At 65.5% G+C, this 14,004-nt stretch carries 11 protein-coding genes and 1 pseudogene; 9 read left to right on the forward strand and 3 right to left on the reverse strand.

Annotation, left to right across the window (positions count from 1 at the left end; translation table 11 throughout):
* The first annotated feature begins 7 nt into the window (after window positions 1-7).
* Together QOJ24_RS15600 and QOJ24_RS15605 are read left to right on the forward strand one after the other, a co-directional pair.
* Entirely contained in the window at window positions 8-1,219 is a 1,212-nt protein-coding gene (locus QOJ24_RS15600; protein ID WP_526262717.1) for a cytochrome P450, read from the forward strand.
* Window positions 1,220-1,318: 99 nt separating this feature from the next.
* Window positions 1,319-2,422, forward strand: a complete 1,104-nt coding sequence (locus QOJ24_RS15605) for a hypothetical protein (RefSeq protein ID WP_526262719.1) — start codon at window positions 1,319-1,321, stop codon at window positions 2,420-2,422.
* Between the two features lie 6 nt (window positions 2,423-2,428).
* Here the strand turns inward: QOJ24_RS15605 and QOJ24_RS15610 are convergent, their stop codons facing one another.
* Window positions 2,429-5,194 (reverse strand): helix-turn-helix transcriptional regulator, encoded by a 2,766-nt coding sequence (locus QOJ24_RS15610; protein ID WP_526262721.1) that lies wholly within the window; start codon window positions 5,192-5,194, stop codon window positions 2,429-2,431.
* A 170-nt stretch (window positions 5,195-5,364) separates the two neighbouring features.
* Between QOJ24_RS15610 and QOJ24_RS15615 the strand changes: the two genes are divergently transcribed.
* Window positions 5,365-5,715: a hypothetical protein gene (locus tag QOJ24_RS15615; RefSeq protein WP_526262723.1), complete on the forward strand. Its 351-nt coding sequence runs from the start codon at window positions 5,365-5,367 to the stop codon at window positions 5,713-5,715.
* 35 nt (window positions 5,716-5,750) lie between these two features.
* Here the strand turns inward: QOJ24_RS15615 and QOJ24_RS15620 are convergent, their stop codons facing one another.
* Complete coding sequence (locus tag QOJ24_RS15620) at window positions 5,751-6,563, reverse strand: acyl-CoA thioesterase domain-containing protein (RefSeq protein WP_526262725.1); 813 nt, start codon at window positions 6,561-6,563, stop codon at window positions 5,751-5,753.
* Between the two features lie 196 nt (window positions 6,564-6,759).
* Here QOJ24_RS15620 and QOJ24_RS15625 point away from each other — a divergent pair, with 196 nt between their 5' ends.
* From QOJ24_RS15625 to QOJ24_RS15650, 6 genes and pseudogenes are all read left to right on the forward strand, one after another.
* A complete protein-coding gene (locus QOJ24_RS15625; protein ID WP_526262727.1) occupies window positions 6,760-7,779 on the forward strand; it encodes a TerC family protein in 1,020 nt (339 codons plus the stop codon).
* Window positions 7,776-8,495, forward strand: a complete 720-nt coding sequence (locus QOJ24_RS15630) for an enoyl-CoA hydratase/isomerase family protein (RefSeq protein WP_526262729.1) — start codon at window positions 7,776-7,778, stop codon at window positions 8,493-8,495. Before QOJ24_RS15625 ends, QOJ24_RS15630 begins: the two co-directional genes overlap by 4 nt.
* A gap of 28 nt (window positions 8,496-8,523) precedes the next feature.
* Window positions 8,524-9,827, forward strand: a pseudogene (locus QOJ24_RS15635) (MFS transporter).
* On the forward strand, window positions 9,824-10,516 hold the full coding sequence (locus tag QOJ24_RS15640) for a YwaF family protein (RefSeq protein WP_526262805.1): 693 nt from the start codon (window positions 9,824-9,826) through the stop codon (window positions 10,514-10,516). The pseudogene QOJ24_RS15635 and the gene QOJ24_RS15640 overlap by 4 nt, the downstream one beginning before the upstream one ends.
* A 1-nt stretch (window position 10,517) precedes the next feature.
* The gene (locus QOJ24_RS15645; RefSeq protein ID WP_526262730.1) at window positions 10,518-11,105 is read left to right on the forward strand and encodes a TetR/AcrR family transcriptional regulator; all 588 of its coding nucleotides are present in this window, start codon (window positions 10,518-10,520) and stop codon (window positions 11,103-11,105) included.
* Between the two features lie 9 nt (window positions 11,106-11,114).
* A complete protein-coding gene (locus QOJ24_RS15650; protein WP_526262732.1) occupies window positions 11,115-11,774 on the forward strand; it encodes an enoyl-CoA hydratase-related protein in 660 nt (219 codons plus the stop codon).
* On the opposite strand, the gene QOJ24_RS15655 is transcribed toward QOJ24_RS15650, so the two are convergent.
* Entirely contained in the window at window positions 11,771-13,930 is a 2,160-nt protein-coding gene (locus tag QOJ24_RS15655) for an elongation factor G-like protein EF-G2 (RefSeq protein WP_526262734.1), read from the reverse strand. The genes QOJ24_RS15650 and QOJ24_RS15655 overlap by 4 nt on opposite strands.
* Window positions 13,931-14,004: the final 74 nt, after the last annotated feature.

Consider the following 14,004-nt stretch of genomic DNA (forward strand, 5'->3'; position numbering starts at 1 on the left):
GGCGACGATGACGACTTCCGAGGGCACCGTCGACTCCGTCGTCTATTACGACCCGTACGACCTGGACATCGCAGCCAACCCATGGCCGACGTATGCCAGGTTGCGCGAGGAAGCTCCGCTTTACCACAATGCGCGGTACCGCTTTTGGGCGATCTCGCGGCACTCCGACGTCGAGAAGGCGGTCGCCGACTGGGAGACGTTCTCCAATTCCCGCAGCGACATCCTCGAGCTGGTGAATTCGGACTTCGACATGCCCAAGGGCGTGATGATGTTCGAGGACCCGCCGGTGCACACCATGTTGCGGGGGTTGATGAGCCGGGTTTTCACACCCCGCCGGATGGCCGAGATCGAGGACCAGATCCGGCGGTTCTGCGTCAATTGCCTTGACCCGCATGTCGGCTCGGATGGCTTCGACATCGTCGCCGAACTCGCATCGATGATGCCGATGCGCGTGATCGGCATGCTGCTCGGGATTCCGGAGTCCGACCAGATCGCCGTTCGCGACGCCAATGACGCGAACCTGCGCACCAAGCCCGGCGCCCCGATGAAGGTGGCCAAGGCGGACAAGATCGCAGACGGCAGCATCTACGCCGACTATGTGGAGTGGCGTTCACGCAACCCGTCGGACGACCTGATGACGGCGCTGTTGACCATGGAGTTCGAAGACGAGAACGGAGTCACCCGCAAGCTGCACCGCAAGGAGATCCTGCACTACACCCAGGTCGTGGCGGGCGCGGGCAACGAGACGACGGGCAGGCTCATCGGCTGGCTTGCCAAGGTGCTCGCCGAGCACCCGGGTCAGCGTCGCGAGGTGTACGAGGACCGCTCGCTGCTGACCCGCACGGTCGACGAGACTCTGCGCTTCGAGCCGACCGGCCCGCATGTCGCCCGGTACGCGGTCAAGGATTTCCAGATGTACGGCACCACCGTGCCCGCGGGTAGCGCGGTCCTGCTGCTGTTCGGCGCCGCCAACCGCGACCCGCGGCGCTACACCGATCCGGACACCTTCGACATCCACCGCGACAGCATCAGCCACCTCACGTTCGGCAAGGGCGTGCACTACTGCCTCGGCGCCAACCTGGCCCGGCTGGAGGGCCGGGTGGCCCTCGATGAGTTGCTGAACCGCTGGCCGGAATGGGGAATCGACTACGACAGCGCTGTGCCCGCCCCCACGTCGACGGTGAGGGGCTGGGAGCGGCTGCGCGTCGTGCTGCCGTGACCGGCGGCCAATGGTAGGGAAACACCCGATATCTCAGCAAACTCGACCGCGATAGCGTCTGCACACAGCTCACTATCTCCGAGAGGCGCTGACTGCTGCATGAGATCGCATCTGGACCCCGCTCGACTCGGCGCGTTGGCCGCCGTCCTGTGCATCACCACCACGGCGTGCATGGCGTGCGGGACCCACACGGTATCGAGTTCCGGCCCCACCTCGACCGCGGGCGCTTCGAAGACCGCCGGTGCCGGCGGTGCGCCGGCGACCGGAGGTGATGCTTCCGATTCCACCCAGCCATGGACGGTCGACGTGGCGGGAGCCGCGAAGTCCGACCGCAGTGACGCAATCCTTGCGGCACTGACCGCCGCGGGCGGCTGGGGAAACGACAACGTGCTGCAGACCGATTTCTCGATCTCGATCTTCAACGCGGACAGCAACAGTCCCCGGATGGATGTGGTGGGGATCGAGGACTACTGCGGTGGCGGTCCGGACTGTGACAGCGTGCCCACGCAGATGCCGGTGCCAAAGGACGCCACCATCGAAGGGTCGCAAGACCTCACCTGCGACATATCGGGCAACACCGAGGGACAGGGCGATTGCCATCTGCTGGTCGCCGATCGCGACGAGCAGAAGCTCTACGAGCTCTACCAGGCCAATCAGGTCGGCGACAACATGACGACCCAGGCGATGTTCATCTGGGACCTGAGCAAGACGTACCCGGAGAACCTACGCGGTGACCAGTGCACCAGTGCCGACGCCGCGGGTTTCCCGATTTCCGCCATGACCCCGACCGCCGACGAAGTCGCTTCCGGCACAGTGAATCACGCGCTGCGGTTCATTCTTCCCAATGACCGGATGAAGGCCGACGTCTATGTGCATCCGGCGACTCACGCGGGCGGGCCGGAGAGCGCAGATCCCGATGCCCCGCCCTACGGTGTGCGGTTCAGGCTGAAGCCCGACTTCGACGAGTCCCGCTACTCCGATTCCGAGAAGGTGATCCTCAAGGCGCTCAAGACGCACGGCATGATGCTTGCCGATGGGGGCGAGATCGCGCTGACCTTCGCCGACGATCGCAACAGCACGGCGAAGTGGGCCGACCTCGGCATCGAGGCGCAGTCGTTCAATGACATCGGCGTCGATCAGTTCGAGGTCGTCGAGCTGGGTGACGAGATTCCGCTCACCTACGACTGCGTGCGCAACCCCTGAGCGGTCCTACTGGTCGGAATGGCCCATGTGCCTTCCGAGTTCGGCACGTGAGTGGATACCCAGCTTGCGGTAGATCCGGGCCAGGTTCGACTCCACCGTCTTCGGGCTGATGAAGAGGGCGGCGGCGACGTCGCGGTTGGTCATGCCCGACGCGGCGAGTTCGGCCACCCGCTGCTCGGACGGGCTCAAGTTCGACATCCGGCGAGTGCCGACGTCGGCGCGGGCGAGTTCGGCGCGGGCCCGGTCCGCCCACAGCGGGGTGTGGAGGTCCTCGAATGTCTTCAGCGCCGCCCGCAGAGTCGTTGCGGCCTGGTCCTTTTGGCGTTGTCTGCGTAAAAGTTGGCCTGCCAGCAGTTGGGTGCGTGCCCGCTCGAACGGCATGGGTACCCGTTCGTGCTCGGCCAACGCCCGTTCGATCGCCCGGTTCGCCGCCTGAATGTCGCCCTGCGCCGCATGCAGCATGGCCCGGCACCGTGCGCCGACCGCTTTCATCCACGCCCGGTCGAGCCGCTGCCCGTTACGTTCAAGTGCCGCGATCAGCGGTTCGGCCTCGGCTTGCCTGCCCAGTTGGATCAGAGCCTCCGCGGCATCGGGAACGTATGACGCGTTGATGATTTCCGTTGAAGCCGGCATCACCTCGAGCATTCCCATCAGGGGCTCGAGAGTTTTTACGGCGTCCTCGTAGTTGCCGAGCGAGACCTCGAGAAAGCCGAGCATCGTCACCGGCCACTCACCGAGCCGCCGCGATCCACAGCGCTTGCTCGCCGCCGTCGCCTCGGCGACATCGCGGCGGACCGACTCCTCGTCTCCTGCGTAGGCGGCGACCGCGGCCCGCACCGTCAGCGATACAGACAGCGGCAGATCGCCGTTGAGTTGAAGCGCGCGCTCCACCGAGTCCTCGGCGATCAGCGCGGCGTCGGCTATGGACCCGCGCCAGAGGTGGATCAACACCGAGTGAAAGTCGATGAACGAGAGCTCGCCCTCGTCGCCGGTTTCGATGCAGCGGCGTCGGATGGACAGCATTTCGGCGTTGGCTCGGTCGAGTGCGCCGATCCAGGCCAACAGCAAGGCCCGCTGAACCCGTGGGCTGAAAGCCGAGGAGACGTCGGCGTCGCTGTCCTCGAGATCGACTGCCCGTTGCAGACTGCGTTCGTCAACCCCTTCGCCGCACATGAAATGCAGCATCACCCGCATCCCCAGCGCCTGGCTGAGGGCATGCGGATCACCGAGCTCGGAGGCTCTGCCGACGGCTTCTCCGATGCGCTGGACGGCAGTGTCCATCCGCCCGGCGTTGACCGCCGCGAATGACAGCGACACCAAGATGGCCACCCGCTGGGCGAGCTCGTCACCGACATCGTCGAGTGCGCGCTCGAGCAGGTCGGCGGCCTCATCGAAGCTGTCGTTGAGCGACGCGACGAGGGCCAGCAGTGTCAACGCCTCCGCCCGCCTCGGCCCCGGTTCGAGGCTTTCGATCGTGTCCTGCAGCAGCGTCCTTGCCCGTGCGGGCTCGCCGGCGTCGAAATGATGTGCCGCGGAGAGGATTCGACGTTCGGGGGTGCCGCCGCCCAGACCGATGGCCAGATCGAGGAGTTCGGCTGCTGCGGCGGGCGCGCCCCGACTCCGCGCCATGTCGGCGGCTTCGTCCAAGGAGAGCAGGGTCAGCTCGTCGCCGTGCGTGGCAGCCAGCGCCAGATGCCTGGCCTTCAACTCGGGTTCGTCGACGATCTCCGCCAGCCGACGATGCATCGACCGACGTCGCGCCGGCGCCACATCGGTGTAAAACCCCCTCGCCAACAACGGGTGTGCGAAGTGGAGCCGGTGGCCATCGATCCCGACAAGGCCTTTATTTTCGATGTCCTCGAGTTGGGCGACCACTTCATGGGCGGCAATCCCGGTCGCGCGGGACACCACCTCGACGGTGGGCGCCGCGTGGCACGCCATCGCCAGCAGGGCGTCGCCGACGGACTCGTCGAGGCTGCCGATCCGGGCACGCACCAATTCGGTGAGCGTCATCGGCATGGGCATGTCCACGTTTCTGGTGCCCCCGTCCATCGCCCGCGCCAATTCCAGCGCGTAGAACGGGTTGCCTCCCGAAACCTCTTGTATCCGAACAATGGCCGGGCGCGACAGCGAGCGTCCGAGTCGCTGGGTGATGACAGCGTTCAAACCGCCCAGGCTCAGCGGCCGGATCTGCACCCGCTGCACGCCATCCGGCTGCGGCAACTGCAGCCAGGACGCCGCACCGTCGCGATCGTCCGGATTCGTCCGGACAGTACCGAACACGCCAACCCTGGCGGACAGCCGTCGAGCGGCGAACGCGATGACATTGCGGCTGGACGGGTCGAGCCACTGCAGGTCGTCGATCGCCACCAACACCGGAGCCGTCTCCGCGAGCAGCTCGACCACCGAAACGAACCCCGCACCCACCGCGCGTTGATCTGTGGACAGATCCTCGGCGTCCGCGCGCAGCAGAACCCGATCGATCGCCAGCCGCTGGGGGGTCGGCAGGTCCGCAAGTACCGACGGGGCAACGCCTGAAAGCAGATCCGCGAGCGAGGCGTACGCGAGCACCGACTCCGCCTCGGCAGGCCTGGCCGCCAATACCCGGAACCCGCGCTCTTCCGCGAGTTCGATGGCGGACAGACAGAGTGTGGTCTTGCCGATGCCCGGCTCGCCCTCGGCCACCAAGCCGGCAGGTTCCGACGCCGCGGCAGCGAGGAACGTTATAACCGCTCGACCCTCGTCTGGTCGACTGACGACGCGGCTCGGCACGGGGTCAGTATCTCAAGAGATTTTGCTGTACGCGTCGCAGACGGGGATATTCGCACTGATATCCGAATAACGAAGCAATCGAGCGATGTTGCCAAGCAGCAGGTTTCAACTGTGGAACCCCTCCCCGCGGCACGGGGTTGGCCCGCTGCTCACGTCGTGGACACCTGTCCGTGGGAGCGTCGGCATGTGTCGCGACGGTAGCGCGGCTGCCGTGGCAGCTCAATTCCGTTGTCGCACCCACGTTTCTGGGATTCGTGTTGATCAACGGGTTGACCTTCGGAGTCGACCTGCTGCTCCTTTCCGGTGCACGCGGGCCTGCGCATGCCGATACTGTTCGCGGTCACCCTGGCCTACGGTGCGCGTTCACCCTGAGCTACTTCCTGAACCGGACCATGAATTTTGCGTCGCACGCACCCGTCGGCCCTCAGTTCGCGGTCTACTTGGCTGCGGTTCTGGCGAACTATCTGGCGTTCATCCTCGGGCTGTCCAGCGCCGTGACCTTGGCCGTTTTCCGGCGATGACAAAAATCTCAACTGAAAGCATTGGCGCCGAACCGTTATGGGCTGCGCGACGGGAACGGATCGGCGGTGAAGTCGATCTGCGCCATCGGATTGGCGACCGCGGTCACCAGGGCCGAACCGAATGCGCCGATGCGGTCGAACATCGTCGCCGAGCCGACCGAGATGCCGTCCGCCGCCCAGTGTGAGTCGGCCTGCACACCCATCCACTCGTCGACCGGCAACCGGGCCAGCGCGACCGTGAGATCGCCGTTGATGTAACCGACCCCCGCCGAGCCGAGGTTGGTGACCAGGCTGGCGCCCTCCGCCACCATCGCGCCGCGGACGAAGGGCGTGTTGTCGTGGCCCTCGACGACGTCGACCATCCGGTTGACGAACCGCTTGCGGGCGGTGTGCTGGTGTTCGGCGATTCCTTTCGTCCAGCCCACACCGTCGCTGCCCATGAAGGACATACCGACCCCGCCCAATTCCGGCGGCCAGCTGAAGTCGTCGGCCGACGCCCACTCCTCGCCCCGCGGCGCCTCCGACCGGCGGTAGGCCACCATCGTTGCGCGCACCACGGTGACACCGTCCTGGGTGATCTCGCATTCGGCGTTGCGTACTCGGCGTCCATCCCTGACCAGGGTGACCTTCGTCGTTGTCGGCACTCCGCGCGCGGCCTTGAACAGGTCCACCGTGAGCCGAGTAGGCATGAACTCGGGTGATCCGAACTCGGTCTCCAACGCGCGGGCGGCCAGACCGACCAGCGCTGGACCGTTGAGGTGATCAGGTCCCCAATGGCTCTGCGCGTACGTGGTCGGCAGGTAGCGGTCTTCCCCCGCCGGGGTGAAATGTGCTGGACGAGCCGTCATCGAGGCATCGTCGCACAGGCCTCCCGTCGCACCGGGTTGGGCATCGTCCACAGGTTTCTGACAGACTGGTTGGCGAGGGGAGTATTCCTTCGCCGCGGTGTCGTCATCACGTCGACTGTCATCAGACGACCGGCTCGCGGGCCGAACGGAACGGTGGAAGAGACCTCGGGCGTTTTGACGACCGGAGGCACCCTTCATGCAAGTTTCCCAAATCGAGTGGATCGTCACGCTGGGCGTGACCATCGCCGTTCTGCTGTTCGACGTCGTGGTCATCGGCCGGCGGCCGCATGAACCAAAAAAGCGTGAGCTGGTAACAGCGCTTTCGATCTACATCGGGCTCGCGGTGGCCTTCGGCATCTGGGTGTACTTCTTCCACGGCAGCCAATTCGGGGTGGAGTTCTTCGCCGGCTGGCTCACCGAGTACAGCCTGTCGGTCGACAACCTGTTCATCTTCCTCATCATCATGGCCAGCTTCAACGTGCCCAAGAAGTATCAACAGCAGGCGCTGCTGGTCGGCATCATCCTGGCGCTGATCTTCCGCGGCATCTTCATCGCGATTGGCGCGGTCGCGATCAACGAGTTCTCCTGGGTGTTCTACATCTTCGGCGCGTTCCTGCTCTACACCGCCATCGGTCTGGTGCGTAACACCGACCATGACGACGACGCGGACAACTTCGTGGTGCGGTTCGCCCGCAGCCACATGCAGCTGACCGACAGGTGGGACGGCCTCAAGCTCTATATCAAGGAGAACGGCAAGCGGCTGATGACGCCGATGTTCCTCGTCATCGTCGCGCTGGGCACCACCGACCTTATCTTCGCGCTGGACTCCATCCCCGCGATCTACGGCCTGACCCAGGAGCCGTACCTGGTGTTCACCGCGAACGTATTTGCGCTGATGGGCCTGCGGCAGTTGTACTTCCTGCTCGGCGACCTGCTCAAGCGACTGGTCTACCTGTCTCAGGGGCTCGCGTTCATCTTGTTCTTCATCGGCGTGAAGCTGGTTTTGCACGCGTTGCACGAGAACGAACTGCCGTTCATCAACGGCGGCGAGCACGTTGCGGTGCCGGAGATCCCGACACTGGCATCCCTCGGCGTCATCATCGTCACCCTTGTCATCACCACCGTCGCGAGCCTGTACAAGACCCGCGTCAAGGACAAGAAGGACACCGAGGACGCGACGAACGCGGAGGGCGCGGAGGACGCGAGGCAGCAATGAGCATCGAAGAGGTCGACGGCGTTTCGGTGGTGCGGTTCGACCACCCGCCGGTCAACGCGCTGGACCTCGACCTGCTCGACGACGTCATCGTCGCCATGCGCGGGCTGGACGGACCGGTGGTTATCACCGGCGCCGGACGGTGTTTCTCTGCGGGCGTGGACCTCCCCGCGATCGTCGATGGCGGCGCCGAGTACACCGATCGCTTCATGACGTCGCTGTCGGCGGCGTTCCTCGCCGTCTTCGACCACCCCGCGCCGGTGGTCGCCGCGATCAACGGCCACGCCATAGCCGGTGGCTGCGTCTTCGCAATGGCCGCCGACATCCGGCTGATGTCGGCTGGGACGATCGGGCTGACCGAACTCGCTGTCGGCGCGATGTTCCCGATGTCGGCGCTGGAGATCTGCCGGTACGCGATGGGGACATCGGTGACGCAGGCGACGTTGGGTGCGGGCACCGTCGACGTGTCCACAGCCGCCGCGCTGGGCTGGGTCGACGAGGTCGTCACCCCTGAAGAGCTGCTCCCGCGGGCGACGGCGCTCGCCCGCGAGCTCGCTGAGTACGCGCCCGCCGCATACGCCATGACCAAGCGGCAGCTACACCTGCCCGCCCGAGACGCGATCGACGCAGGCACCGAAACGGACATGACCGTGCGGGCCGGCTGGATGTCGCAGGAGACTCACGCCCGCATGGCGGCCTACATGAAGTCACTTCATTAAGTCAGTCGATTGATTTAGCGTGGGTGGGGTGAGCGGCGCCCCTCCTCTTCGCCAGGTCATCAGCGGTGCGTCGATCGGCAACGCCGTCGAGTGGTACGACTTCGCGATCTACGGCTTCCTGGCCACGTTCATCGCGGCGAACTTCTTTCCCGCCGGTAACGAGACGGCGGCGCTGCTCAACACGTTCGCGATCTTCGCCGCCGCGTTCGTGATGCGACCGCTCGGGGGTCTCGTCTTCGGTCCGCTCGGCGACCGTATCGGCCGACAACGCGTGCTCGCGATCGTCATCCTGCTGATGGCGGGCTCGACGCTGGGGATGGGTCTGCTGCCGACATATGACGCCGTCGGTGTCGGCGCACCGCTGCTGTTGCTGTTTCTGCGTTGCCTGCAGGGCTTTTCAGCCGGCGGGGAGTACGGCGGCGGTGCCTGCTATCTCGCCGAGTTCGCGTCCGATGAGCGACGCGGGCTGACGGTGACCTTCATCGCGTGGTCCGGCGTCGTGGGATTCCTGCTGGGTTCGGTGACGGTCACGCTGTTGCAGACACTGCTCGGCGATGCGGCCATGGACTCCTACGGCTGGCGCATCCCCTTCCTGATCGCCGGACCGCTGGGACTGGTCGGCCTGTACATCCGGTTGAAGCTGACCGACACTCCCGCGTTCGAGCAATTGTCTGCATCGGACGACGTCGCCATATCACCGCTGCGTGAGGCGCTCAGAACGGCGTGGCGACCGATCCTTCAGGTGATCGGCATCATGATCATGTTCAACGTCGGTTACTATGTCATCTTCAGTTATCTGCCAACGTATTTCATCAAGACACTGCACTTATCCAAGACGGTCGCGTTCGTCTCGATCACGATGGCGTGCGTGGTGGCGATCGTGCTGATCCTTCCTCTCGCGGCGCTTTCGGACCGGATCGGCCGAAGGCCGCTGCTCATCGGTGGCACGATGGCGTTTGCGCTGTTGGCATATCCACTGTTCCTGCTGCTGAACTCGGGCTCGGTCGGTGCGGCGATCGCCGCGCAGCGATGTTGGCGGCGATCGAATCGATTTACATTTCGGTCGCCGTGGTGACGGGCGTCGAGCTGTTCGCCACCCGGGTGCGATACAGCGGCTTCTCGATCGGTTATAACGTCTGCGTCGCCGTGTTCGGCGGCACCACGCCGTACATGGTCGCCTGGCTGACCGGCAGCACCGGCCACATTCAGGCACCGGCCTTCTATGTCATTGTCGCAGCGGTGGTTTCGCTGGTGACCGCGCTGACGCTGCGGGAGACGGGTGGTCGTCCGTTGCCGGGGACCGCGATGACGGCGCAGGTAGCGGCCCGCTGACGCCCCGACAGTTCACGGCGTACGGCCCCTCGCACTGGGCCGTGCTCGCGGTGTTCGCGCTCGGTGCGGTGCTGTTGGTCTGGATCGGACGTAGGCAGACGGAGGCAGCAGCCCGCATGCTCGGCCGGGCGCTCGGTGCGCTGACCGGTCTCATCTATGCGGCCGTGTTGGTCTACTCCCTCATCCCGCCGTCGATAATGTGGTCGGTGCCGCTGCAGTTGACCGACCTGGCGACGACGGTGGGCGCGTACGCGTTGTGGTCGCAACGGCATTGGGCCGTCGCCCTGACCTACTACTGGGGGTTGGCGCTGAGCGTGCAGGCGTTGATCTCGCCTGTGTTGCGGGGTCCGGACTTCCCGAACTATCAATTCCTGGCCTTCTGGGCGATTCACCTGCTGGTGGTCTGGGCGGCGATCTACCTGACGTGGGGTCGGGGATTTCGGCCGACGTGGCGCGACTACCGGTTCGTTGTCTGCGTCACGCTGGCGTGGGCGGTGATCACGTTGACGTTCAACAGTATTGCCGGGTCCAACTACGGGTTCCTCAACAGGAAGCCGAGCACGCCGTCTCTGCTCGACCTGTTCGGGTCGTGGCCGGCCTACGTACTTGTCGCTGCCGTGCTCATCCTCATCGTGTGGGCTCTGATGACGTGGCCGTGGCAACGGATGGCCCGCCGGATACCCTCGTGACGTGGTCTCCGCAGAGCGCGTCGCAGCCGGCCGGTTCTCGGACGTGCGGCGCAGTGCGGCGCAGCACCGCGTCCTGGACGCAGCCCTCACCCTGATTGCCGACCACGGTGTCGGTGGCACATCGCTGCAGATGATCGCCGACGAGGTCGGCGTCACCAAGGCGGCGGTCTATCACCAGTTCAGGACGAAGGAGGAGATCGTCATCGCGTTGACCGAGCGGGAGCTCGGCCGCCTCGACGACGCACTCGAGGCGGCCGAGGCGCAGAAGTCCCGGCCACGGGCCCGCGAAGTGCTGCTCACCCGCGTCATCGATATGGCCATCGAGCGGCGTCGCGCGGCCGCCACTTTGCAGTTCGACCCCGTGGTGATCCGGCTGCTCGCCGACCACGAGCCGTTCCAGCACTTCCTCACTCGCCTCTACGGAGTATTGCTCGGCGATGCCGACGCCGAGGGCAGGGTGAGCGCGGCGATGCTGTCGGGCGCCATCGGTACCGCAGTCGTACACCCCCTTGTCACCGACATCGACGACGACGAGCTGCGTGCGCAGCTGATGGTGCTGACCCGTCGTCTCCTAGACCTACCGGAGTGAAGCGCAACGATGCCCATTGCCCTCAGTTTTCAGGACACGATCGCGGTGCTGCATCTCGGCGACGACGAAAACCGTTTCTCGCCGGAGTTTCTCGACGAGTTCGACGCCCAGATCGACGATGCGATATCCCTTGGTGCGCATGCGTTGGTGACGGTGGCGACCGGAAAGTTTTACTCGAACGGTCTTGATCTCGACTGGCTGGCCGCCCACGGCGACCAGACCCACTGGTACGTCGGGCGCGTGCAAGCACTGCTGGCCCGCATGCTGACGCTGCCGATGCCGACGGCCGCCGCGATCGGTGGCCATAGTTTCGGTGCGGCCGCAATGCTGGCTCTCGCCCACGACTTTCGTGTGATGCGGGCCGACCGCGGCTACTTCTGCTTCCCGGAGGTCGATATCCGCATTCCGTTCACGCCGGGGATGGCGGCGTTGATTCAGGCCAAGCTGACGCCGCAGGCGGCTGTCGCCGCGATGACCACCGGCCGCCGGTTCGGCGGCAAGGAGGCCGCCGCCATCGGAATTGTCGATGCGACCGCGGAGGAGGACGCCGTGACGGGCACGGCGCTGAACATCCTTGCGCCACTTGGCGCCAAGGACCCCGGCACCATCGGCGCGATCAAGAACACCATGTTCGCATCGGCAGCGGCCGCGCTCAAGGCGGCCTCCTAGGCTTCCGCTTTGACCTTGGCTGCGGCCGACTCCGGCATGGGTTCGTAGCGGCTGAAGGTGCGGGTGAACGACCCGGCGCCGTGGGAGAGCGAGCGCAGGTCGATCGCGTAGCGCGTCAACTCCACCTGGGGCACCTCGGCTTTCACCTGGGTGCGGTCTGCGCCGACGTTCTCGGTGCCGAGAACCCTTGCGCGACGGCTGGATAAGTCGCCCATCACCGTGCCGACCAGATCGTCGGGCACCAGCACCAACACCTCGTCGACCGGCTCGAGCAGTTTCACACTCGCCGCAGCGGCGGCGTCACGAAGTGCCAGCCCGCCCGCCATCTGAAAGGCGAAGTCGGATGAATCGACGCTGTGCGCCTTGCCGTCGTGAAGGGTGACGCGGATGTCGACCATCGGATAGCCGGGGCCAACGCCCTTCTCCATCTGCGCCCGCACGCCCTTCTCCACGCTGGGAATGAACTGCCGCGGCACGGAGCCACCCACGACCTTGTCGACGAACTCGAAGCCCGAGCCCTCCGGCAACGGCTCCACTTCGATGTCGCAAACGGCGAACTGGCCGTGCCCGCCGGACTGCTTGACGTGCCTGCCGTGTCCCTTCGCAGAACCGCCGAAAGTTTCGCGTAGCGGCACGCGGAGATCGATCTTGTCGACACTGACCCCGAACCGGTTGGCCAAACCGTCCAGCACGACGCCTGCGTGCGCCTCACCCATGCACCACAGCACGATCTGGTGGGTCTCGGGATTCTGGTCCACACGCAGCGTCGGGTCTTCGGCCGCCAGCCGCGCCAATCCGACCGACAGCTTGTCGTCGTCGGTCTTGGCGTGCGGCTGCACCGCGATCGGCAGCAGCGGCTCGGGCATGTCCCATGGTTTGAGCACGAGCGGTTCGGCCTTGTCGGACAACGTATCCCCGGTTTCGGCCTTGGACAGCCTGCCGATCGCACAGATGTCACCCGCAACGACGGTGCCCGCCGGTCGCTGCTGCTTTCCCAAGGGGAACGACAGCGTGCCTATCCGTTCGTCCTCGTCGTGGTCCTCGTGGCCCCCCGAGCTTCCATTGGTTGCCGAGTTACCGAAGAAGGACGAGAAATGGCCCGACACGTGAACCGTCGCGTCGGGCCTTATGGTGCCGGAGAAGACCCGGACCAGGCTGACTCTGCCGACGTACGGATCTGAGGTTGTCTTGACCACCTCGGCGAGCAGCGGTCCGTTCGGGTCGCAGCGGAGCCCGGCGTGGTCCTTGCCCTGCGGAGTGAACACATCGGGCAGCGGATGTTCGAGCGGAGACGGGAACCCGCTGGTCGTCACCTCGAGCAGTTCGAGCGTTCCGACGCCGGTGCTGCTGCACACCGGGATCACCGGAAAGAAGGAGCCGCGGGCGACCGCTTTCTCGAGGTCCTCGATGAGCACCTTCTCGTCGATCTCTTCTCCGCCGAGGTAACGCTCCATCAGCGTCTCGTCCTCGGACTCCTCGATGATCCCTTCGATCAGCGTGCCGCGCTGTTCGGACAGCCGGGAGTAGGACGAGTCGGGCTCTTTGGTGGTCCGCTTGCCGCCGTTGTACTCGTAGTGCGTCTGCGACAGCAGTCCGATCAGCCCGGTGCAAGGGGAGTTAGCGGGCAGGTAGAGCGGAAGTACCTTGTCGCCGAACGTCTTCTGGGCGGCGGCCACCGCGTTGTCGTAGTTCGCCCTGGCGTGGTCGAGCTTGGTGACCACGACCGCGCGCGGCATCCCGACCTGCTGGCACTCCAGCCACAAGGACTTGGTGAGTTCATCGACACCTTCATTCGCGGCAATCACGAACAGCGCGCAGTCCGCTGCCCGCAACCCGGCCCGGAGTTCGCCGACGAAGTCGGCGTAGCCGGGGGTGTCGATCAGGTTCACCTTGACGCCATTGTGCGAGAGCGGCGCGAGTGCCAGCCCGACCGAACGCTGCTGGGCGATCTCGGCTTCGTCGCAATCGCACACAGTCGTGCCGTCCACGACGGATCCGGGTCTCGAGAGCACCCCGGTAGCGGTCAACAGGGCCTCGACGAGTGTGGTCTTGCCGCCACCCGATGGGCCTATGAGCACCACGTTTCGGATGGCGGCCGGACTGTCCGCGGTGGGGGCGGCTCCGGCGCCCTTGGAAGTATTCGCCTTGTCAGCCATGACGGCCCCTTCCAGACCCGGGTCACTTCGTCGGGCCCGGGGTGTAAATCCACAATTCCGCTAATCCCGGCGGT

It is taken from the genome of Mycobacterium sp. (assembly GCF_032159775.1).
Taxonomy (GTDB): Bacteria; Actinomycetota; Actinomycetes; order Mycobacteriales; family Mycobacteriaceae; genus Mycobacterium.